The organism is Rathayibacter caricis DSM 15933, from assembly GCF_003044275.1.
GTDB lineage: Bacteria > Actinomycetota > Actinomycetes > Actinomycetales > Microbacteriaceae > Rathayibacter > Rathayibacter caricis.
Genome location: NZ_PZPL01000002.1, coordinates 224,714 through 245,932, shown reverse-complemented (window position 1 = coordinate 245,932; position 21,219 = coordinate 224,714). Strand labels below are relative to the sequence as shown.

Here is a 21,219-nt window from a genome sequence, read left to right as displayed (position 1 = left end):
CCGCTTGTCAAGGCGCTGGTGGTGGTGTTCACTATTACACGGGATGCGCGTCCTGACCTGCACCCGCGTCGCCTGACGAAGGAGTTGGTCGGTGGCCGTGCACAGGGAGATCTCAACACCTCAGGGCGTGCTTCGCGGCGTGGAGTCCGGCGGCGTGTTCACGCTCCTCGGAGTCCGTTACGGCGACGACACCGCGGGAGCGAACCGCTTCCGCGCGCCCCGTCTGCCGAGAGCCTGGGACGGTGTCCGCGACGCGGTGATCTTCGGGCCCAGCGCACCGCAGATCGACAACCGCGACCGCCTCGGTCGCTTGATGCACCCGCGGAACGGCTCTCCGCTCGAAGGCGGCCCCACGAGCGAGGACTGCTTGCGGCTGAACATCTGGGCCCCTGCGGCGCGCACAGGGGAAGAGCTTCCCGTGTTGGTGTGGCTGCACGGGGGTGGCTATCTCGCGGGATCCGGGAACGAGATGTGGTTCAACGGCGACGTACTGGCGGCTACGGAAGAGGTGGTGATCGTCACCGTCACCCACCGACTCGGCATTCTCGGATTCCTCGATCTGCGCGCGGAAGGCCTGCCCGATTCGGCCCACGCCGGAATGCTCGACATCGTGATGGCACTGCAGTGGGTTCGCGACAACATCTCCTCGGTCGGCGGAGACCCCTCTCGCGTCACCATCGCCGGGCAGTCCGGCGGAGGTGCCAAGGTCGCCGCACTCTGCGCCATGCCTGCGGCGACCGACCTGTTCGCTCGCGCGATCATGATGAGTGGGCCGTTCCCCCGCGTCCTTCCGCAGACGGCCGCCTCGGAGTTCCGTGATCGCGTTGTCGGCGCTGCAGAAGGCGGAGTCGCCTCTCTCCTGGACGTCCCGGTCGACGACCTCATCCACCTCCAGGCCGATGCTCTCGCCGCGGCGGGGCTCAGCTTCGGGCCCGAGTCGATGGAGTCCTCGGGTGGTATCGGACCGACACTCGACGCGGTGCACCTTCCCGAGCACCCCTTCTGGCCGGTCGCCACCCCCCGCTTCACAGGCAAGCAGCTGTTGATCGGGTGGACTACCCACGAGGTCGGGTCGCTGTTTGCGGCGGATCCACGATTCACAGTGGACCTCACCGCCGACGAGGCCATCGCGCGGCTGACAGAGCTGGGAGTTCCTCGGGCGGAAGCAGCATTCACGACCACCGCAACCGAGGTGCTCGACGAGAGACCGCACCTCGTCTTCGCGCGGGTTCTGAGTTCAATGCTCTTCGAAGGCCCCGCACGCGATCTCGCCTCGATCGCCGCGACGGTAGCCGACTCGGTATGGGCCTATGAGTTCCGCGAGATGAGCGACGTTCTTGACGGTCTCGTCGGCTCCTGTCACTCGTTGGACATCCCCTACGTGTTCGGCACCGTCGAGCGCATCCCTCTGGTTGGCGTGAATCCTTACCGCGCAACGCTCTCCCGCGAGATGAGCCGCGCATGGGTCCGATTCGCCACGGTCGGCATCCCGGAAGCCGATACGGAGTGGCTGCCGTGGAACGACGATGAACGCTTCGTGCATGCCTTCGCGTGCCCATAGCTCGGCGGAAGGGTCCCATTTCATTGTTCTGGGTCCTGCGACCGCCCGCGGTGGTTGACCACTGCTTCATTTGTAGTACACGGTCCGATCCGCGGGAACGACGACGGGCCCGCCCCACGCAGTGAAGCTGGACCCGACGCGAGCTCCGGTGCGGAGCGCAACGACACGGAAGAAGATGAACATGGCAGGAAAGCTCGACGGCAAGGTCGTCCTGATCACCGGATGCTCCAGCGGACTGGGAAAGCAGCAGGCGCTTCGCATGGCGACGGAGGGCGCGAAGCTCGCGATCTGCGCGAGGAACGAAGAGAAGCTGGCGGAGACGAAGAGGCTCTGCGAGGAGCGGGGCGCCGAGGTGCTCGCGATGACCGTGGATATCACCGACTACGACAATCTCGTCGCGTTCGTCGACGCCACGGCGGCGCAGTTTGGAACGATTGACGTACTCGTCAACAACGCGCACACCATCACCATCCCGAAGCCGTTCCTCGAGAAGACGATCGACGATCTCGACGTCGAGATGCGCAGCTCGGTCTACGCCTACTGGCACCTCATGAAGCTGTGCTTCCCCTACCTCCGCGACAAGGAGGGCGCAGGCTCGTCGATCATCAACTTCGCGTCGGAGGCAGCGGTGTCGGGCGAGGCTTATTACGCGCCCTACGCGGCTTCCAAGGAGGCCGTGCGCGGGCTGTCGCGCAGCGTCGCCCGAGAGTGGGGCCAGTACAACATCCGGATCAACACGCTCTGCCCCAACGGGCTCACCGAGAACGCCTCGGGGGGTCTCACCACCCTGAGTCCGGAGGTGCGTGAGCGCGTGCAGGAGATGTTCATCGCGAATCCGTTCCGTCGTGCGGGCAACCCCTATGACGACGTCGCGCCGGTCACCGTGTTCCTCGCCTCCGACGACAGCCACTGGATCACCGGCCAAAATCTCCACGCCGACGGCGGCGCCCTCATCAACGCCTGACCCGACGCGAGCAACCTGCACCCGTCGCCGACCCCGCTTGAGAGGTCGGGCCGAGACTCCCGTACCGCACGAACCGCACACTGAGAGAGAGCCACACCATGCAGATCGCCGACAGAGTCTTCGCCGTAACCGGAGGCGGCAATGGCATCGGGCGCGAGGTCGTGCTCGCCCTGCTCGCGAAGGGCGGGCACGTCGCAGCACTCGACCTGGACGCGGACGGCCTCGCCGAGACGGTGCGCCTCGCCGGCAGTGATCGCCTCTCCGTACATCCGGTCAACATCTCCGACCGTGCCGCTGTCGAGAGCCTCCCCGACGACATCCTCGTCGTGCACCGGTCAATCGATGGTCTCATCAACGTCGCCGGCATCATCCAGCCTTTCGTCAAGATCGCCGAGTTGGAGTACGGCACCATCGAGCGCGTCATGAATGTGAACTTCTGGGGGGTCGTGAACACCACGAAGACCTTCCTGCCCCATCTGCTCGAGCGGCCCGAGGCGTCCATCGTCAATGTTTCGAGCATGGGGGCGCTCACCCCGGTGCCTGGACAGGCTGCGTACGGCGCGAGCAAGGCGGCGGTGAAGCTCTTCACGGAGGCGCTGTTCGCCGAGCTGCAGGGCACCAGGGTGGCCGCGACGATAGTTTTCCCCGGCGCGATCGGCACGAACATCACCGCCAACTCCGGCGTCACCATGCCAACCATGACCGCCCCCGGCGGTAAGGCTCCAAAGCCGACCACCCCCGCCGAAGCGGCTCGACGCATCGTCGGCGCCGTCGAGAAGGGTAGCTACCGCGTAGTCATCGGCAAGGACGTGACCTTCCTCGACCGGCTGTCCCGCCTCGCGCCGAAGCGCGCCACCCTGCTTCTCGCGAACCAGATGAAGGCGCTGCTCAAGTAGTGAAAGCGCCGCACCTCGCGTCGGCGCCGACAGTGTCGGCCGTGGCTTCCGCCGGCGAGCAGCGAACGGAACATGTCGACCAGCGGACCCGCGAGCTCCGCGCGGACCGAGCACTGCTTCGCGTCATAAGGGGTGTACAACGCATCCCCCATGACGGCCGCTTCGGAGGCGAAGATGATGGAGGCTCCGGCGCCTGGCTTGTCACGCAAGTAGGGAAAGCTGAGCTGCATCAGGCGCCAGTAGGCGTCGACGTCAATCAGCCCGGGCCCGAGGCGGTGTCGACTGGTCACAATGGGGTGTGACCACTGCCAGCGCTGCGCCGCTCGACCCCCCGTACTGGTTCTACAGCAGCCGGACGTTGGATCGCGTCTCGGTGCTCGTGGCCGTTGTGGCGTGCGTGGCATACCTAATCGTCCTGCTCGTGGCATCGGGCGGAGTGGTCGGTTACGTCTCGCTCACGCTCTATGTCGTCGCCCTCTGGATCAGCCGGCGCCGGGGCCTTCAGGGACTGCTCGTCGCCGCGGTCGGAGCGGCTCTCGCGATCACAGCCAGCGACCAACCATGGGCGGGCTGGATCCTGGCGATCGCCCTGCTTTTCTCCCTCGGCCTCCGCGGATATCGGGTCTTCGTCGGAGCGCTGACGGTCGCCGTCACGCTGTACTCCGCTACCGTCTTCAGCGGTTCGACCGACTTCGGCGACCCCGGGGCATACATCGCTTTCAGCACCACCATCGCCGCAGCGGCGACAGGCTCCACAATCCGAGTGCACGAGAGTTATCTCCTCGCCGTCCAGGACCTCGCTCGTGACGCGGTCACCTCACGCGACTCCGAGATCACCAGACGGGTGGCGGAGGAACGGCTTCGGATCGCCCGAGACCTGCATGACGTCGTCGGACATGAGATCGCTGTGATCAGCATGAATTTAGGAGTGATCGACGTGCATCTCGACACCACACAGACCAAGCCTCGCGCCGCGCTCAATACCGCGCAACGAGGAGTCCAGAGCGTTCTCCAGGAGACCCAGAGGATCCTCGGCGTGCTGCGTCGAGGGGAGAAGGATCCGCAGGACGCCGTTCGCGCTATGCCCAGTGCGCAGAGCATCCCCGCTCTGCTCGGGCCGCTCGTTTCCGCTGGAGCACAGATCGAGTCGTCCTTCCCGGCTCAGATGCCACCCGTGGACAGCTCCGTGAGTGTCGCCGCCTACCGGATGGCGCAAGAGGCCCTGACCAATGCCCATCGACACGGGAGTGGACGCATCGACGTCGGAGTGACCTGCCCGGCCGATCACCTCGTCATCACCCTCGACAACGTCGTCGACGGGACGAAACCCCCCTCCGACCAGTTCGGCTACGGACTCATCGGTATGCGCGAGCGCGTCGAAGCCGCAGGGGGCCGACTCGACATCAGATCGACACCCACACGATTCAGCGTGACGGCCACGATGCGCCGCGATGGCGGGGCCGTGTCGTGATCCGACTCATGATCGTCGATGACCAGGAGATGATCCGCATGGGGCTTCGAGCCATCCTGGAGACGCAGGACGACATCGAGCTCGTCGCCGACCTCGACGACGGCTTCGCCGCCCTCTCGACCCTCGACGAAGAGGCGATCGACGTCGTGCTGCTCGATCTGCGGATGCCAGGAATCGATGGGGTAGAGGTGACGCGCAGAATCCGAGTCCGGTACTCCAGCGCTCAGGTGCGGATCCTGATCCTGACGACCTTCGACAACGACGAGAACGTCCTTTCCGCTCTTCGGTCGGGTGCCAACGGATTCCTCAGCAAGGGGGTCAGACCCACCGAGCTGGCCAGTGCTATCCGCGAGGTGTTCGGCGGTGGTGGCGCTCTGTCTGGAGCCGCCGCCCAACTGCTGATCGCTCAGCTCGCCGACTCCCCCAGCGGCGCGACCGATCCGGTGCTCACCGCACGGTTCGACCAGCTCACGGCGCGCGAGCGGGAGGTCGTCACCGCCATCTGCCGAGGTGCGAGCAACGACGAAGCGGCAGCGACGCTCTTCGTTTCACCCTTTACTGTCAAGACGCACGCGAGCAGGGCGATGAGGAAGGTCGGAGCTCGAGACCGCGCCCAGCTCGTCTCGATGGCGTTCGACTCCGGTCTCGACGAGTTTCGGCGATCCCACTGAGGCGAATGTTGTGCAGCGGACCTTCGTCGAGAGCAATTCTCGATGAAGTAGTCCGCCGCCCGCGAGAACACGACGCTGGCGCAGAGCGACATCGGTCTTCTCATCCAACGTCCGGGCGAGCGGCGTCGCCAACCCGACTCGATGCAGAGGACCGGACCCCTTTCCGAAAACCGCGGTCGGCGACAAGTCGTGGGCGGGAAGGCCTCACCCAACTTCGTCAAGCGTCCGGGCCGCGACCCTTGACCAGGGCGGCACTCGCGTCGTGAATCCTTACCTTCACGCGCAGCGGACGAGCAGGGCCAGCTGCTGCACGTGGAACGGGACCAGTCGGGCTCGCCGACAACGCCTACGCCGAGCTCGACTGGCTGCAGGACGGCACTGTCGATCTCGATCGCTCTGCAGTGCACATGCGGGGCACGTGCCGACTGCACCGGCGGCCCTGACGAGCGAGGCGCCAGATGACGGGCAACCCGTCGAGGGCGCTGCGCCGAATCAATCTCGCCGCCATGTACTGCAATCAGACCAGTCCGAGAGGTCCACGGAGATGACGACGTAAGGGCGCTACAGCGGCATCGTTGATTTCAGCGCGGCGCATTCCGCGCCGCCTCTGAGGAGGTCTTCATTTCCGCCGTCATTCTTCCCGCCGCGCCTCCGCGCGCCCGTACGCTCATCGCGGGCGCCCTTCGTGGGCGCCGATCGTCGTGTACGTCCTCTCCGTGATCGGCGGCGCCTTCCTTGCGAGCCTCGGCTCCCTTTCGGCGGTCGGTCTCCGCCGACTCGTCGAAGCGACCTCGTGAGCGCAACGGACTGTCCTCCCGCTGACTGGAGTTCGGCTGAGTCCTTCGCAGCCACGCTCGCCTCAACGCGCGTGCTGACGACGATCGCCCTCCGCGACAGCGTCGAGCTCTATCTGGCGCTGATCACGCTCAACTCTCAGCGCCGCTCATTCTGAGCGTCCCTGCACAAGGCAGCTGGGCATTGGCGCCATGCCGTCTCGTGCATAGCCGCCGTTCCAAGGACGTTCAGGCGCGGTCCGACCCGTGAAGGTGCAGTACCGGCTCGCGCGAGATCTGAGTCGTTGCTGGTTGGCTGTCGCTACGGAGTCTTCGGTCGCAGAACGCTACTGCGAGCCGCCACGCAGGTCTGCAGATCGACACCTCGTCATCCTTCCGAACTGAGGTCTCCTTCGCTGACCGAGACGACGTCAGCGATACGAAAAGGTGGCCGATGCACCAGGCGGCTCGGCCGGTGGCGCACCTCTTCAGCGTTCGGGAGTCTCTATGCCGAGCAGCGCCCGGAGCGCCGATCTCAGTGGTTCATCGAGCTGTGCGGCTGTGGCCGAGGTGGTCGGCTCGACGACGGCGGAGGCGCGCAGCATCACCAGGCCGACAAGTGTGGCGATCGCGAGCTGCGCGCGGAGCATGAGATCCTCGCCCTGCGGCGCGCCCGGTTCAAGTCCGGCTATACCGGCGATGCTCGCGGTGAACGACTCCAGGGTCTCGCGTCGAATCCGGTCAGCACCCTCGTCGCCGGAGGAGCGGAGCAGGAGCAGCATCTGCAGCGGCTCGTCGGAGTCGGGTGAGCGGACCACGCGCTCAATCAACCGGTCGATCAGAGCATCTAGACCCGCAGGCGCTGCCGCTGGGCTCATCTCGTCGACGCTGCGCTGGACGCACGCCGCGAAAAGTCCCTCCTTGGAGCCGAAGTACCGACTGATCAGAGCCACGTTCACGCCGGCGTCGGAGGCGATCCCCCGCACCGTCGCCGCACGATAGCCCTCGGTCGCGAACCTCCGACGCGCAGCTCGAACGAGCTCGTCGCGAGTGCGATCGGCATCGCGCGCGTGCCGCCTCGAATCGTTGCCCGTCATGCGGACCTCCTCGGCCGTGCGCGTTCCCTACGCGACGATAGCCCACCGTGGAGAGATGTAATCAATCGTTGACATGATGTGCTCCCACCGCCATCATCAATAAGTCAGCAGACGTTTACATCGGACGACAGGAGCACCATGACCGCGACCGACCAGCAGGCGCGCACCGCGCCGAAGAAGGCCGGGGGGACGGCGATCATCGCCTACCTTTCCCTCGGCGGTCTCTCCTTCGCTGTCCTGCAGTCGCTCGTCGCCCCGGCGCTCGGCACGATCGGGCAGGACCTCGACGCAACGACGAGCGAGGTCAGCTGGGTGCTCACGGCCTACCTCCTGTCAGCGTCCGTGCTCACTCCGATCCTCGGGCGGCTGGGCGACATGGTCGGCAAGCGCAAAGTGCTCCTCGTCGTCCTGTCGCTCCTCCTGGTCGGCACCGTGCTCGCCGCACTCGCGCCGAACCTCAGCGTCCTGATCCTCGCGCGGGTCCTGCAGGGCGCGGCCGGCGCGGTCATGCCGCTCTCGATCGGCATCGTCCGCGACGAGCTCCCTCCGGAGCGCGTGAGCATCACGATCGGACTGCTCTCGGCGATCTTCGGCATCGGCGCGGGCGTCGGAATCGTCGCGGCGGGTCCAATCGTCGCGGCACTGTCGTGGCACTGGCTGTTCTGGCTCCCCGCGGTGCTCGTCCTGATCGCTCTGCTAGGCGCGATCTTCGGCATCCCCGAGAGCCCCGTCCGCACGCCCGGGCGCCTCGACCTCGTCGGCACCGCGATCCTGTCCGTCGGCCTCGTCTCGGTACTGCTCGCCATCGGCGATGGGCAGTCGTGGGGCTGGGGCGACGTCAAGACCGTCGGCCTGCTCGCCCTCGGCGCCGTCGCGCTGATCGTCTTCGTCCTCGTCGAGCTCCGGGTGGCCGAGCCGCTGATCGACGTGCGCCTGTTCCGCCACCGGGGCGTGTGGACCGCGCACGTCGTCGCCCTGGTCTTTGGCTTCGCGATGTTCGGCACGTTCATCCTCATCCCAACGCTGCTGCAGCTGCCCAGCGCCCTCGGTTACGGCTTCGGCAAGTCGGTCAGCGAGGCGGGACTCTACCTCCTGCCTACGGTCGTCGCGATGATCGTCTCGGGCGTGGCCGCCGGCGCCCTTGTGCGCGCGGTCGGCGCCAAGGTACCGATGATCGTCGGCTCCGTCGCCGTGATCGCCGCGTTCGTCCTTCCTGCTGTGGCGCACGGAGAGGAGTGGCAGATCCTCGTCTCGGGAGTTCTCACCGGCATCGGCATCGGCATGGCGCTCGCGGCGACCTCGAACGCGATCGTGGAGAGCGTGCCCGCCGAGCAGACCGGAGAGGCGATCAGCGCCAACACCGTGCTGCGGACCATCGGCAGCAGCATCGGCACAGCCGTCATCGCCGCACTGCTGTCGTCGAACATCACGGCGCAGGGAGCCCCCACCGACGAGGCCTTCTCGATCGGGTTCTGGGCCTCCGCCGCAGCAGGCGTGCTCGCGCTGATCGCCGCTCTGATCGCGCCGGGCATCCGGCGGCGCGTCGGCGCGTCGAAGTCGACCGACTCCAGCGTCATCCGCGACGGAGCCGGAAGCTCTCGGCGCTCAAGACCCGCACTTCGGGCGCCGAGAGCCGGGTGAGGCGACGAATTTCAGAGCTTCGACCGCGGACCAGCACAGGGATACAAGATCGATGGGTCGGTCTTGCTAGGCCTGGATGTCAGGCTCGAACATTCCGTCGGGCGGTTCGGCGTATGGCAGCGGCTCGCCCGGCAGGTTCTCGTCCGTCGCGTTTGTGAACGGTCCGTCGGTTGCTAGCAGGGCGCCCATGTGGGGTTCAGCGTGATTGATCCACCACGTGCTCATCCCGAGGCCGGCGTCGAGTCTTGAGGTCTCCCAGCTACGCCACAGCGCTTCGATGCGTTGCACTGCCTCGTCGACGCTCCACCAGTCGGCGCGCCAGCGGCCGGTGCCGTTTCCTTTGGCGGAGACGCGGCGGCGGTAGGTGTACCGCCAGTATTTCCGTAGCCACTCGTCTGCGGAGCCGTAGATGAGCGTCGGACCGGATTCGTCCTCGAACGAGTGCTGCACGGCCGCTTCGGCGCAGGCTTGCATCAGCTCGACCCGCTCGGGTGTGAGGGCTCGTTCCAGGGCCTCCTTCGTCATGCCGGCGATAATCCCGGTGATGACGTCCGCAACCTCTTTCGTGGCAATCGCGTCGATGTCGAACGCGCCGAGGAGCGAAGGGCCCGCAGCCTGTCCGTCCGCGTCGACAGCGGGCAAGACGCCGGCGGCTTCCTGAACGTCGCCTCCAGCGAGCGGGTCGTCGTCAATCACGCTGCGCCTCCGCGCGCCTGGCGTCCTCGTTCTCCATCAGAGCCCGCATCGACGCTGCGAGGTCGATCGCCGGTGCCGGCTCGACGGTCGCCACGACGGGCTCGGCGGCCGTCACGACCCGCTGCGCCGACGTCGCGACGATAGGGGCCGGTGCGGTGACGCTCGTCGAGGCCGTTGCGGGGTCGTGTGCGGCGATGGATGCCTTGATTGCCGCGACCTTCTGCTTTGTGCCCTCGTACCAGGGCACGGTGCGCAGCAGCGCAGCGCGGGATTCGGTAGAGAGCAGTACGGCGCGGCCGCGGGGCATTGCTCCGAGCTCATCCACGGTCAAGATCCGCTCGCGCTTCAACGCGGTCGAGGTCGAGCGGACGCCCTTGTTGTAGCTGGCGGAGGTCGTTTCGCGGTCGTAGTCCCCGACGAGCTCGGAGACGTTCTGGAGGAAGTCGTTCTCCTTCACGCTACCGAGGTAGAGGAATGCGTTGGACGCGCTCCACAGCTTCAACATGCCCTCCTTGCCGAACACGGCGACGCCCTGCGACCAGGACTGGAACACCGACATGATCGGGATTCCGCGGGAGCCGAAGTGCGAGTACAGGTCGGGGAGGTCCCGCCACCGGCACACGTTCGCGGCCTCATCGAGGATCCCGACGAGAGGCGTGCGCAGCCGCCCGCCGGGTGAGGTGTCCGCGAGGTCCGTCGCCGCCTCAAGCGTGGCCGCGGTGAGAGCCGTAACGAGGGGGCCGGCGGTGCCGGCGCCCTCCTTGGACAGCGAGTAGAGAGTCCCCGAGCCGCGGACGAAGTCTGCCGCGTCGAACTGCGGCCGCGGGTCCGCGGTGCCGCGGGGGTTCACCCAGTCCGCGACCTGCGTGTTCTTCAAGCACGCCGCCATCTCCTGCGTGGTCGAGTAGACCGACCCTCGCAGCTTCTCAGTCGACTGGATGATCCCGAGCACCGCGTCCCCGGTCATCGGATACCCACCCGAGCGCAGCAGCCGCACCGGCTCTTCGTTCGTGACGTCCGTGAGCCACGCGAACACCTGACTGATCGGCTTCTGCCCGACTGCGGCGGCGAGCAGCATGCCGGCGAGGAGGTTCTGGCCGGCGCCGTCGAAGAAGGCGTCCGTCTTCGCGTCCGTCGCCCGGGATCCCGAGGCGAAGTACTGCGCGAGCTTCGCGGCGCGCACATCGTCGGTGACGTAGGAGAGCGGATTCCACCACCACGTCGCGTCCTCGCGGGCGACGCGCTGCGGGTCGAACACCCACACCGGCCCGTCCTTCTCGCGGACGTCGCGGGTCGCGTCGAGCACATCGCGCTTGTTCGACGTCGTGACGACCGCGCCAGGAGCGACGATGATCGCGGGGATGACCAGGGACGTCGACTTGCCGACGCGGGGGCCGGCGACGACGGTGATCATGTCCTCGAACGAGGCGTAGAGCATCTTCCCCGTCGACACGAGCCGCCCTACCGGCACGCCGGGCGACCCGTCGACGCCCAACCGCTTGGACTTCTTCATCGCCTGCTTGCTCAGCATCGGCGCCAGATCCCGCTCCGTCGCCATGTACCGGGCGGACCGGTCGACGTTCGCGCGGCCCTTCCGGCCGAGCGCCTTCATCCAGAGGAACCACAGTGCGACGAGGGCGATGACGCCGCCGGCGGCTGCGGCGATCATCGTCGCGGACGAGGACCAGGTGACCGTGCCGCGGGCGAGGCCCGACAGGATCTCGAACGGGTCGGAGGGCAGGCCCTCGTTCACGCCGTCGAGCTTCGAGCCGACCGCGACGGACACCCAGGAGATGCCGACGACGGCAATCGCCGTCACGGCGGCGCTGAGCATCAGGCCGTCGGTGCCTGCCTTGCCGGGCTCGCGGCGGCGGTTGTTGGCGGTGGCGCTCATGCGGACTCCTCCGTGTAGATCGGGCCGACCCGCTGCGGGATGCAGTCGTCGGCGGATGCTTGGTGCGAGGTCCCCCACGAGAGGACGGCGAGGCCCCGCTCAGCGAAGGAGACGGGAAGGTCGGTCGTGTGGAAGCCGTGCTCCCCCGGCGCGGATCGCTGGCACGCCCAGCGGTAGCTCTCGAACGCGACCGTCGACGGGCAGCTCACGCGATCACCCGATCCCACTGGTCCCGGGCGACGAACGCAGCCATGAGGCCGATCCCTGTCCAGCACCCCGTGAGCAAGAACCGATCACGATCCGCGGTCCGCTGGCGGGCGTGGATCGCGCTGACGATTGCGGCACCGGCCGCGCTGACCGCGACGCAGCTCGCGCCGAGGGTGACGAGGACGCTCACGGGAGGATCTCCACCACGACCGGGTCGGTCGCCAGCGGCTCGTTCGCGCGTCCGGCGCGGGACGTGGTGTGCCAGAGCTTGTTGGTGTCGTTGACGTCCAGCTCGGCGGCGGTGAGCTGCACCCGGATCGGGATACCTGGCCGGCCGCCCACCTTAATCAGGAACCGTCCGCGCCCGGGAGGCTCGGACTCGTGTCCCGATACCGGGTCCCAGGCCGGCGGGTCCTGCCAGCTCGTGAGCATCGACTGTTCCGCGTTCGACAGCGGAACCGCCGAGGTCAGCAGGGGCATCTCAGCGCCCGGCAGGCCGCCGCAGATGACCATGCCGGAGCGTTCCACGAAGCCCTTGGCCTTCATCTGGTCCTCCTGCGAGGCGAGTGCGAGGAGGTCGGACATGGTGTGGCTGATCATTGCCAGGCCGACTCCGCGGGCGCGGTTGAGGCGGGTGAGCGCGTCGACGCGATCGACCATGCCCTTCCCCGCTCGGAGCGCCCGCCACAGCTCATCGAGGATGACGAAGTAGTGCCGGCGCGGTTCCAGCCCTGCTTCTGCGAGAGCGGAGGCGACGTTGACGGTGCCGAAGCCGGCGGACCAGCAGGCGAGGAGGATGCTGGCCTGCAGGTCGCCTTCGGAGTCATCGATCGAGGACACGTCGTAGACCACCGGCCGGTCCCGCCGCATCGGGGTGGTCGTCTGGCGGGAGAAGATCTCTCCCAGGCGGCCACCGGTGGTGAGGCCGATGAGGGAGGCTTCGAGGTTCTCGGTGATGGCCTTGTAGCGGGTGAGGTCGCCGCGGTCGAGGGCGACCTGGCGAATCTCGTCCGGCGCCGCCTGGATGACGGCAAGGAGATCCGCGAGGACGGGAATGCCCTCGTGCGTCTCGTCCAGGTACTTCAACGCCCGGTCGATAATCGTCTCCTCCCGGTCACTCGGCGGCTCGGAGCGCAGGATCGTCAGCAGCGCGGCGATCATCGTGTGCCGCCGGCCATGAGCGTCCGCGAGCACCTGCGACGCGAGGCGCTGCGACTTCACAGCATGCAAGCGTTGCTCCTTTGAGCCTTCGCCGAGAGCGTCGAGCTCGACGGCCCGCTCGAGCGCCGTGTCGGCGTCGGCGCGGAGGCGCGCGGCTGCGGTGGTCGCTTCGCCGGGGTCGAGGATGTTCAGGTAGCCGCGGCCGCGGCCGAGGGTGATGACCTGCCCGTCCATCGCGCGAATCAGGTCCACGTAGTCGGGCTTCAGATCGCCGAGGACCAGCGGGAGAGTGCCATATCCGGCGAGCCCGGTCGCCATACGGCGGGTGAGCGAGGACTTCCCCAGGCCCGGCTTGCCGAGGACGAACATCGACGGGTTGGAGATCAGCTGCGCCCGCTGGAACCAGCTGATCGGATCGCAGAGCACCGACGCCCCCGTGGCGAGGTTCTTCCCCAGCGGCACCCCGATCATGGGCGTTCCGGTACCGACCGAAAACGGATACAGGCCGCACACCTGCACGGTCGTCGCACGGAACTCATCGGCCGGCTGAATCGACACGGCCTGCCCGCCGCCGCGGCCCAGCCAGCCCGTCGACGTCGGCCGCATCGGGCGCTTCAGGGCCGGCCCCTTCTCGGTCCTCTGCTTCCCGCCCTCATGCGGGATGGCCCGCTTCTTCCATGACCGCCTCGACGGCTTCTCGCGGGTCAGCGGCGACGCCGCGGCGCGGGCCGCGGCACTCTCCTGCTGTGCCTTCCGAGTCCGGCGAGACCCTGCCCGGCTGTCCGCCGCCGCTTCCGCTGCGTCCGTCGACGGCGCATCGACCGCACCCATAGGGACGGCCGTGTCGAGCGCGTCGACGTCGCCGGCCTCCTGGTCGACGGGGGTGGCGCCGGTGGGCAGCTCGTCCCCGTCGATGGAAGCTGTCGCGTCGTCGGCGATCGGGTCGACGGGCTCGGTGTCGCGGTGGCGGGAGAAGAGCTTGGTGGTGATGCTCACTGAGGACCTCCGGCAGTGATCGGTGAGGGGAGAAGGGGCTTAACAGGGGACGGCACCGGACACTCGTCCAGTGCCGTCCCGTGGGCGCTCGTTGTGGTCACAGGGCTTCCCGGACCTCGTTGGGGATGCGCAGGTGCCGCGGAAGGACCAGGCCGAGCGGGAGCGCGGCGGCGAACGCGGAATCCTGCGACCCGAACGCTGGCCGCATCCGCAGCCGTGCGGCCGAGGTGAGGGAGTCGATCGCGGCGCGCGCTTCGGGCTCCTGCGTGCGCTGCATCGTCGTCGCGGTGACGATCAGGCCGAAGTTCATCAGCCCGGCGCCGGAGGCTTCCTCCGCGGCCGTCGCCTGCGCCGAGCGCGTCGAGAGCGTCGACCGTGCGGTCGGCTTGGTCGATGTCGAGGAGTTGAATTGCGCGGCGTTCAGGTCCGCCTCCACCAATGCCGCGGCGCGGGCGGGGTCGATGGGGCGGTAGAGCAGGGTGACGCGCTTGCGTGCGATGTCGCGGTGTGGGGCGAGTAACCGGGCGAGGATACCGGCCTGCACGACGCCGCGCGGTGGCGCAGTCATCGTCCACGACGTCGACACGGCTCCGTCGTGACGGTACGAGTCCCACTGCGCTTCCGCCGCGGCAGGGCCGACGTCCGTCCATGACAGGTCCGCCGTCTCTCCCGCGGCACGGGCCTGATCGATCAGGACTGCCACGTCGGGGTCGTAGGCGGTGCGGATGACTTCGCAGAGCTCTTGCGCGTTGAGGGGGCGTGCGGCGCCGGCGCCGGTCGCGGCGAGGGAGGACGTCAGCCCGGGGATGCGGGCGGCGAGGTCGGACGCGACCTCCTTCGCGTTGCGGCGCTTCCCTCCGATGCGGGCGGTCGCCGTGAACGTGAGGGCGATGTAGGCGCGGATGGTCGCCGAGCCCACGGGATAGGTCTCCACGACCTCCTCGAGCATCGCTCGGGCGAATAGCGGTGCGTCCGGGTCCATCGATCCCTCGACCTCGCCGCGCAGGCGGGTGCCGGTGTCGGGTGCTGTCTCGACGGTGACGGAGGCGGCCTCGATGCCGGGTTCGTCTCCGAGGTTGGCGAGCCAGATGCCGTACTCCGCGACCTGGTTGTTGATCTGCTCTTGATCCACCAGCGCTGCCCCGTCCGGCTCTGTGGCGAGGACCACGGTGAAGTGCCGGGTGGTCGGGGTGCTGATCAGCGCGAACCGGCGTCCGTGGGAGTCCTCGTGCTCGGTGAGTTGTGATGCCGCGGCCAGGCCCGGGAGCTGGAAGGTGCCCCACTTCGCGCGGCCGATCGGGCCGGAGCGGTAGATGTTCGCTCCCTTGCTCTTGGTGCGCCACCAGTTCACGCGGACGACCGTCCTTCCGAGGGCTGATTGCCCGTGCTTGTCCTTGACCGAGACGGTCAGGAGGATGCCGCCGAAGATCCCGGCGACGATGAGTGCCGGACCGAGGCCGGAGAACATGGACGCGATGATCGAGGACACGATTCCCACGAACATCACGAGGGTGGCGAGCTGCCCGAGCCCGCCGAGGCCGGCGGTCTGGGGCTTTCGCCAGTTGCCGTAGGTGCGGGCCTTGACCGGATCGGTCGCGGTAGCGGTGCTGGTCATGGGTTAGCTTCCGTTCTCGTTGCTGCCGGTCGCGTCATCCGTGGCCGCCTTTACGGCCTCCGCAGCGTGCTTCGCGCCTTCTGCGGCCTTCGTGGCGACCGCGATACCGGCGCCGACCGGCCCCGCCGCTGCTGCTGCGCCGCCTGTTGCCACGCCTCCGCCTGCTGTTGCCGCGCCGCCGCCGCTTGCTGCGCCGCCACCCGCTGCGCCGGCATTTGCCCCACCGCCGGAGGCCGACGCCGACCCGGACGGGTCTGCTCCGGGCGACGAGGACGCGGGAGAGCCGGGAGTGGACTTGCTGCCGGTCGGCCCGTCTGTGGACGAGCTGCCGCCACCACCCGACGCACCACCGGAGCCGCCGCTACTGCTGGCACGGACCGCACCCGTCGCGATGTCCCCGGCGCCCGAGACGGCCGCCGCGCCCAGGAGCAGGCCAGCTCCTCCCCCGCCGCCGCCGACGCTGGCGATCGCCGGGACGAGGAAGCGCATCAGTGCGGGCAGGGCTACGAGCGCGATCAGCATCAGCGCGAGGCCTGTGACGATCTGGAACAGGCCCGTGCCGTCTGACTTGAACAGGTCGGTGCCGGTCATGCGGAACGCGATTGCGTAGACGATCGCCGCGGCGGGCTTGTAGAGGATGAACGCGAGGGTCCAGGCCATCGCCTTCTTGAACCACTGGCGGCCGATCTCCGTGTTCGTGAACGACGCGGCGAGAGGGAAGATGCCGGCGAGGACGACGAGCATCGCGCCGCGGAACACCATCAGCGCGATCTGCACGTAGGTCATGAACACCGCGAGCATCCCCAACAGAAAGAGACCGATGAGGCCGATTCCGGAGGTCGCGGTGAGGCTGATCATCGCGAAGATGTTGGTGCCGAAGCAGTTGCTCTCGCCCTGCTGGGACACGTCGCAGTCGGTCGAGTTGTTGAGGATCCAGATCGAGAACTCATCGCCCGCTTGGGTCGCCAGGCGGATGACGACCAGCCCTGCGCCGGCCACGGCGATCAGAGTCAGCACGGAGCCGGCGAGCTCGCGCAGGGGCACCGCGCGCTGCGTCCACACCATGCGGCCGGCGGCGACGAGGATCGCGAGGATCGCGAGCCCGCCCGTGTACCACTGCAACTGACCTTGCACCCAGCCGACGACCGAGGAGGACTCGTTCAGGTGCATCGCCAGCGGCAGGAACCCCGTCACCAGCGCCGACGCGGATGACAGCAGCAGCACCGCCAGTAGGATGACGCCGACGCGGCCCAGGTGAGCTTCGCCGTCGCCGTACCGGCGACGGGAGGCCATCATCACGCCCGCGATGATCAGGGACATGACGGCCAGGCCCGCGCAGACCCACGTCACGTAGCCGAGGATCGTCTCGAACGCCTCCGGTAGCGGCGGGGTCCCGCCGCCGTTCACGCCGCCGCCCTGGTCCACGACGGTGACCGGGGAGGGCACGTTCATCCAGACGGTGCCGAGGGAGGCGATCGCCTTGCCGTAGCCCTCGAGGATGTTGTTGACGAACTGCTGCAGGGCGTCGTTCGACGCCTGCGAGACGATGTCGCCCACGGCGGCCCCGGTCCAGCACGGGACGTCGATGGGAGAGCAGGGCTCTCCGGCGCCCGTCTCGGTCAGCGCGATCACTGGACACCTGCCCAGACGATGTAGCCGCCGAGGTTCTGCAAGGTGCTGGGGCGGTAGGGCGGCTGTCCGTCGTCGGTGACGACGAGTTTCCAATCGCCATCGCTCCACGTCACCGCGGACGGGAAGCTGATCAGCGAGCCCGTGTTCAGCTCGAAAGCGGTGTCGATCGTGGCGTTCTCGCCGTCGTAGGACAGCACCTTGAAGCCGGCGATCTGCACGCTGGTCCCGGTGTTGCTCTGTTGCGTGTCCGCGGCGATCGCCGCGTCACGGCCCGGCCCGGGAGCGGTGAGCTGCTCCACAGCCAGAGGAGCGAGGCGTGCGTCCGAGCCCATCGCCCACAGGTTCGAGACAGCGAAGAGGGCACCTTCGACGGTGTGCACGTAGCAACTCCGCACCCCGACATTGTCGGTCTCCCCCGGTCCAGCCTCAGCGGAGCTCGGGGCGGCCATCGTGCCGACGATGGTCCATCCCGTCGTCGGCGGGGCGGTGAGCGTGCCGCTCTCCTCGAAGCCCGAGAGTCCGCACACGCTCTCGGCCTCAGCTGAGACGGTCGATGTCGGGGTGGGAGTGCCGGGGTCGACGGCGGTGGTGCCGCCGTCCCCGGTGCCCTGGGACGTCACGCCGAGCACGAGGCCCGAGAGGGCGAGTACCACGACGATGGCGGCGCCGACGATGAAGCCCCTCTTGGTGAACGGGTTACGCGGTTCGGAGTCGTTCATGACGTCCCTTGCCTTCCTGGTGATGGCTGTCGTGGTGGCTTCCCTGGGCGCTACGCGCCCATCAGGAAGCCGACGACCGTGAAGGCGGCGGAGATGATGATCACGCCGATGAGGAGTCGGCCGAGCCAGCCGCCGATCTCTCCGCCCTCGCCGCGGCGGGCGGAGACGGTCATGGAGACGCCGAGGATGATCAGGCCGACGACGGCGACGCCGAGGCCGACCCACTTCGCCCAGCCCATGACGGTGGTGAAGGCCTCGAACCCGGGGGGCATGCCGCCCGGGCCCGGGTCGGGCACGACGGCGCCGAGCGCGCCCGCGGTGGTGAGGATGTCGGTCGTTGCTGCGAGCAGTGCAGACATGAGGTGCTCCGTTTCGTGTTGGGTGGTGCGGGGTGATCGGCGCCGCGGTCGCGACGTCGAAGGGGTCCGGTTATCCGGTGGTGAGGGGGCCGTCGGCGTAGGCGACGTCGAAGTGCAGGTGGTTCGGGGAGTCCGTGAACTGCGTGATGTGCTGATAGGTGCTCGAGCGGCACTGGATCTGGCCGGCGCGGGAGCCCTGCGGCACCTGCGGGTCGAGGACCGTCAGCAGCTGCAAGGCGTTGGCGTCGCAGCCGGTCGTGGCCGTGCCATCGAAGGAGAAGAAGTCGACCGCGTTGCCGCCGCCGTTCATCCAGTGGGAGGAGCCGGTGCCGGCGCCCAGGAGCGAGCCTGTGCACTGGCGGTTGAGGTCGGAGACGCCGACGCGCTCGAACGTGTTCAGCGCGATCGTGATCACCTGGAGGATGCGGACGTCAGTGCCGCAGTTCTCCTTCGCGGTCCCCGCGGCCATGTTGCGGATCTGCTGCGCGTATCTGTCCTCAAGCAGGCGCAGCCGCCCCTCTTCCATCGCGGTCACGAGTCCAGCCGCGAGGGCCTGCGCGTCGCCGGAAACGGCAACGCATCCACCGATCGGAGCAGGAGTCGCAGGCGCGGTGCCGGTCGGTGTCGACAGAGCGCTGACCGGTGCGGCGGTCGTTGTCGGAGCGAGCGTGCTGCTGCCGAGGCCGCCCAGGTAGGTCATGATCGCCACGGCGTCGGCGCGGTACTTCGTGTAGTGGTTCGGGTCGGCGTTGCGCTGCACCTTGTTGATCGCGATGGACGGCTCCATCGCCTGCCAGCCCTCGACGGCCACGAGGCGGTCGTAGAAGAAGCCGGCCGAGGTCGTCGGGTCCATCCGCTGCTCGACAGTGCCCCAGCTCGACTGCTGCTGGAACAGGCCGATCGAGTCAGCGACCGACCCGTCCGGGTTGACCGCACCGTCGCCGTAGCTGGTGTTCACCAGGGAGGACTCCCCGATTGCCGTCTGCACGCCGAGCGTCTGCCCATCGGCACCGAGGCCCTTCGCGGCTCCGGCGTTCACGATCAGCGCCGCGTTCACGAGCTGGTCATGACCGTAAGCACCGACCCTCGCGTCTGCCGGAATCGCGGAGACGTCGACCGGTCCACCGCCCGGCAGGCACGCGGCAGCCGCGTCCTCAGCGGCGCCGAAAAACAGCAGCCACAGCAGCAGTGCAATCGCGAGTAACGGTGCCAGCACCGCCGCGAGAACCCCCGCTCCCCCCTTCGTCACCGGGCTATTCCGAGGCCAGCGCGGTGATCTGCTCCACTGCCCAGGGAGTGCTCTCCGTGGTCCGGTGGACGTACACCGAGTACTCCCCCGCGTCGGTGGGGACGAGAATGCGCATCGTGAACGCACCGTCACCGTCTCGGACTGTCGCATCGCCGGTGAGGGTCGTGCAGGGCACGTTCGTCGGGTCGACCGTTTCGTAGGCCACCGCAGCGTGCTGACTGAGGAACGGGTAGAGCTCGGCGATCCACGTGTCGTAGTCCAAGGAGGGTCGGCAGAAGGCGGTAGCCGCCTTCGCGGCGATACCGATCGTGGCCATTTCCACAGCCAGCTCCGGTGCCTGCTCCGCATCACTTGCAGAGGCTTCCGTCGACGGGACGTTCTCCGTCGGTGCGGGCGCAGCCGGCAACCGTTCTGCGGCCGTCGAGGAAGCACCGCCGGAGGGCGCGCTCGCAGCGGACGAGAAGGAAGCGGCGCTGGGGCTGGTGCAGCCGGCAGTAGCGAGAGCGAACGCTACGACCACGACTGCCTTGCCAGGCACCTTCATGTGCATCCCCCAGTGCTCGTGCCGAGACCGGCGATCCCGGTTGCGCGCTACTCCTCACTATAAGGATAAATCTAACTTCTGTAACAGTTGTGCGAATAGATGCAAGGGAACAATCGCGTCACGCAGTGCGCAACCTTCGATCCGAAGGAGGAAACGGCCGATGCGCCAGAATGGGTTCCATGTCGCCTACGCTCCCTCCGCCGTCCAGGGAGGTGATGCACATGCGCGCCCTTACCAGTGAGATTGGCAACCGCGTCCTGCACTTCTTGTCTCAGGAGCCGGCGCGAATCCACGGAGCGACCGTGGCGGAGATTCTCGACGCCGTACCGGAGGCCCGGAACAAGGTGACTCTCTTCGGTTACCTCAACCCGCTCGAGGAAGCCGGAGCGATCAGTGGACGCCCGGCGCCCGGCGTCCGCCACCGGAAGACCGTGACCTACAAGGTCGACTGGGAGGCGATCGATCGCCTGCACGAGGTCAGTCGGGCGTATCAGAAGGGCCAGTCGGACCTCGCTGATCCGCCGCCCGCTATATGACGCAGAAGGCGTTCCCTGTCCCCGCCGGGATCCGCTCGAGCAAGGTCACGCATCGCTGCGCGAGAAGAGCGTCCTCGTCTGCGACCGCCCGAAGTCCTGTGGCGAACTGCAACTCGAAGGCGTCGGCGGCAAGCCACCCCTCGACCGCGAACTGATCCCCTTCGGGTGAGGTCACCGCGACGTCCTCGAATCGTTCTCCGGAGTGGAGCTCGTAGCCGGCCGCGATGACGTCTCGGCCGAACCAGTACGTTTCCAGCGTCACTGCTCGCAGCACCGCGTCCTCCGCGGCATCCTCGAGTTCGGAGACGGGGTAGTGGCGCACGAGGCCCGTCCGCGCGTCCAAGTCGTCGTCAGCCATCGACGGCTCGCGGGTCGCCAGGCAGCAGCGGCAGTCGCAGTCGACGGAGTGGCTGTTACCGAGCCGGAAGAAGTGAACGACGGCGGACCATCGCGTCTCGATGGCCCGGCCGTCGTCGGAGTGTGCACGGTCCACTCGTGATGCGCCATGAAGAGCCCCCATGGCATTAACAGTAGGCC

The 21,219-nt window shown here is 67.9% G+C and carries 20 protein-coding genes; 7 read left to right on the top strand and 13 right to left on the bottom strand.

Annotation, left to right across the window (positions count from 1 at the left end):
- Nucleotides 1-91 precede the first annotated feature (91 nt).
- The 5 genes from C1I63_RS19285 to C1I63_RS19265 all read left to right on the top strand — a co-directional run bounded on the left by C1I63_RS19285 (nt 92) and on the right by C1I63_RS19265 (nt 5,563).
- Nucleotides 92-1,561 carry a carboxylesterase/lipase family protein gene (locus C1I63_RS19285; RefSeq protein WP_107576172.1) on the top strand — a complete coding sequence of 490 codons (1,470 nt, stop codon included), beginning with the start codon at nt 92-94 and terminating at the stop codon, nt 1,559-1,561.
- A 181-nt stretch (nt 1,562-1,742) separates the two neighbouring features.
- Nucleotides 1,743-2,525, top strand: a complete 783-nt coding sequence (locus C1I63_RS19280; protein WP_159989490.1) for an SDR family NAD(P)-dependent oxidoreductase — start codon at nt 1,743-1,745, stop codon at nt 2,523-2,525.
- Nucleotides 2,526-2,623: 98 nt separating this feature from the next.
- On the top strand, nt 2,624-3,421 hold the full coding sequence (locus C1I63_RS19275; RefSeq protein WP_107576170.1) for an SDR family NAD(P)-dependent oxidoreductase: 798 nt from the start codon (nt 2,624-2,626) through the stop codon (nt 3,419-3,421).
- A 298-nt stretch (nt 3,422-3,719) separates the two neighbouring features.
- The gene (locus tag C1I63_RS19270; protein ID WP_107576169.1) at nt 3,720-4,892 is read left to right on the top strand and encodes a sensor histidine kinase; all 1,173 of its coding nucleotides are present in this window, start codon (nt 3,720-3,722) and stop codon (nt 4,890-4,892) included.
- A gap of 8 nt (nt 4,893-4,900) precedes the next feature.
- On the top strand, nt 4,901-5,563 hold the full coding sequence (locus C1I63_RS19265) for a response regulator transcription factor (protein ID WP_244907290.1): 663 nt from the start codon (nt 4,901-4,903) through the stop codon (nt 5,561-5,563).
- Nucleotides 5,564-6,824: 1,261 nt separating this feature from the next.
- On the opposite strand, the gene C1I63_RS19260 is transcribed toward C1I63_RS19265, so the two are convergent.
- Nucleotides 6,825-7,433 (bottom strand): TetR/AcrR family transcriptional regulator, encoded by a 609-nt coding sequence (locus C1I63_RS19260; RefSeq protein ID WP_107576167.1) that lies wholly within the window; start codon nt 7,431-7,433, stop codon nt 6,825-6,827.
- A 138-nt stretch (nt 7,434-7,571) separates the two neighbouring features.
- Between C1I63_RS19260 and C1I63_RS19255 the strand changes: the two genes are divergently transcribed.
- The gene (locus tag C1I63_RS19255) at nt 7,572-9,074 is read left to right on the top strand and encodes an MFS transporter (RefSeq protein WP_107576166.1); all 1,503 of its coding nucleotides are present in this window, start codon (nt 7,572-7,574) and stop codon (nt 9,072-9,074) included.
- 66 nt (nt 9,075-9,140) lie between these two features.
- Here the strand turns inward: C1I63_RS19255 and C1I63_RS19250 are convergent, their stop codons facing one another.
- From C1I63_RS19250 to C1I63_RS19575, 11 genes are all read right to left on the bottom strand, one after another.
- Nucleotides 9,141-9,770: a DUF4913 domain-containing protein gene (locus tag C1I63_RS19250; RefSeq protein ID WP_107576165.1), complete on the bottom strand. Its 630-nt coding sequence runs from the start codon at nt 9,768-9,770 to the stop codon at nt 9,141-9,143.
- Nucleotides 9,763-11,664: a type IV secretory system conjugative DNA transfer family protein gene (locus tag C1I63_RS19245; RefSeq protein ID WP_107576164.1), complete on the bottom strand. Its 1,902-nt coding sequence runs from the start codon at nt 11,662-11,664 to the stop codon at nt 9,763-9,765. Before C1I63_RS19245 ends, C1I63_RS19250 begins: the two co-directional genes overlap by 8 nt.
- Nucleotides 11,661-11,873, bottom strand: coding sequence for a hypothetical protein (locus C1I63_RS19240; protein WP_107576163.1), 213 nt, complete (start codon nt 11,871-11,873; stop codon nt 11,661-11,663). Before C1I63_RS19240 ends, C1I63_RS19245 begins: the two co-directional genes overlap by 4 nt.
- Complete coding sequence (locus C1I63_RS19235) at nt 11,870-12,061, bottom strand: hypothetical protein (protein WP_107576162.1); 192 nt, start codon at nt 12,059-12,061, stop codon at nt 11,870-11,872. Before C1I63_RS19235 ends, C1I63_RS19240 begins: the two co-directional genes overlap by 4 nt.
- Complete coding sequence (locus tag C1I63_RS19230) at nt 12,058-13,863, bottom strand: ATP/GTP-binding protein (protein WP_425326993.1); 1,806 nt, start codon at nt 13,861-13,863, stop codon at nt 12,058-12,060. The genes C1I63_RS19235 and C1I63_RS19230 overlap by 4 nt, the downstream gene beginning before the upstream one ends.
- A 262-nt stretch (nt 13,864-14,125) precedes the next feature.
- On the bottom strand, nt 14,126-15,643 hold the full coding sequence (locus C1I63_RS19225; RefSeq protein ID WP_204162184.1) for an SCO6880 family protein: 1,518 nt from the start codon (nt 15,641-15,643) through the stop codon (nt 14,126-14,128).
- Between the two features lie 3 nt (nt 15,644-15,646).
- Nucleotides 15,647-17,275 (bottom strand): TrbL/VirB6 family protein, encoded by a 1,629-nt coding sequence (locus C1I63_RS19220; RefSeq protein WP_107576161.1) that lies wholly within the window; start codon nt 17,273-17,275, stop codon nt 15,647-15,649.
- Entirely contained in the window at nt 17,272-17,994 is a 723-nt protein-coding gene (locus C1I63_RS19215; RefSeq protein WP_107576160.1) for a DUF8175 domain-containg protein, read from the bottom strand. The genes C1I63_RS19220 and C1I63_RS19215 overlap by 4 nt, the downstream gene beginning before the upstream one ends.
- A 50-nt stretch (nt 17,995-18,044) precedes the next feature.
- The gene (locus C1I63_RS19210; protein WP_107576159.1) at nt 18,045-18,353 is read right to left on the bottom strand and encodes a hypothetical protein; all 309 of its coding nucleotides are present in this window, start codon (nt 18,351-18,353) and stop codon (nt 18,045-18,047) included.
- A 70-nt stretch (nt 18,354-18,423) separates the two neighbouring features.
- Nucleotides 18,424-19,410, bottom strand: coding sequence for a hypothetical protein (locus tag C1I63_RS19205; protein WP_107576158.1), 987 nt, complete (start codon nt 19,408-19,410; stop codon nt 18,424-18,426).
- Between the two features lie 196 nt (nt 19,411-19,606).
- Entirely contained in the window at nt 19,607-20,146 is a 540-nt protein-coding gene (locus C1I63_RS19575) for a hypothetical protein (RefSeq protein ID WP_211315698.1), read from the bottom strand.
- 302 nt (nt 20,147-20,448) lie between these two features.
- Between C1I63_RS19575 and C1I63_RS19570 the strand changes: the two genes are divergently transcribed.
- Nucleotides 20,449-20,682 (top strand): hypothetical protein, encoded by a 234-nt coding sequence (locus C1I63_RS19570; protein ID WP_146168512.1) that lies wholly within the window; start codon nt 20,449-20,451, stop codon nt 20,680-20,682.
- Here the strand turns inward: C1I63_RS19570 and C1I63_RS19190 are convergent.
- Nucleotides 20,675-21,175, bottom strand: coding sequence for a hypothetical protein (locus tag C1I63_RS19190; RefSeq protein ID WP_211315697.1), 501 nt, complete (start codon nt 21,173-21,175; stop codon nt 20,675-20,677). The two genes, C1I63_RS19570 and C1I63_RS19190, sit on opposite strands and share 8 nt — an antisense overlap.
- Nucleotides 21,176-21,219: the final 44 nt, after the last annotated feature.

Bases quoted from the DNA above. Each gene is read 5' to 3' on its own strand.
- C1I63_RS19280 (WP_159989490.1), top strand. From the start codon at position 1,743: ATGGCAGGAAAGCTCGACGGCAAGGTCGTCCTGATCACCGGATGCTCC.
- C1I63_RS19275 (WP_107576170.1), top strand. From the start codon at position 2,624: ATGCAGATCGCCGACAGAGTCTTCGCCGTAACCGGAGGCGGCAATGGC.
- C1I63_RS19265 (WP_244907290.1), top strand. From the start codon at position 4,901: ATGATCGTCGATGACCAGGAGATGATCCGCATGGGGCTTCGAGCCATC.
- C1I63_RS19260 (WP_107576167.1), bottom strand. From the start codon at position 7,433: ATGACGGGCAACGATTCGAGGCGGCACGCGCGCGATGCCGATCGCACT.
- C1I63_RS19255 (WP_107576166.1), top strand. From the start codon at position 7,572: ATGACCGCGACCGACCAGCAGGCGCGCACCGCGCCGAAGAAGGCCGGG.
- C1I63_RS19245 (WP_107576164.1), bottom strand. From the start codon at position 11,664: ATGAGCGCCACCGCCAACAACCGCCGCCGCGAGCCCGGCAAGGCAGGC.
- C1I63_RS19230 (WP_425326993.1), bottom strand. From the start codon at position 13,863: ATGGGTGCGGTCGATGCGCCGTCGACGGACGCAGCGGAAGCGGCGGCG.
- C1I63_RS19225 (WP_204162184.1), bottom strand. From the start codon at position 15,643: ATGACCAGCACCGCTACCGCGACCGATCCGGTCAAGGCCCGCACCTAC.
- C1I63_RS19215 (WP_107576160.1), bottom strand. From the start codon at position 17,994: ATGAACGACTCCGAACCGCGTAACCCGTTCACCAAGAGGGGCTTCATC.
- C1I63_RS19210 (WP_107576159.1), bottom strand. From the start codon at position 18,353: ATGTCTGCACTGCTCGCAGCAACGACCGACATCCTCACCACCGCGGGC.
- C1I63_RS19575 (WP_211315698.1), bottom strand. From the start codon at position 20,146: ATGAAGGTGCCTGGCAAGGCAGTCGTGGTCGTAGCGTTCGCTCTCGCT.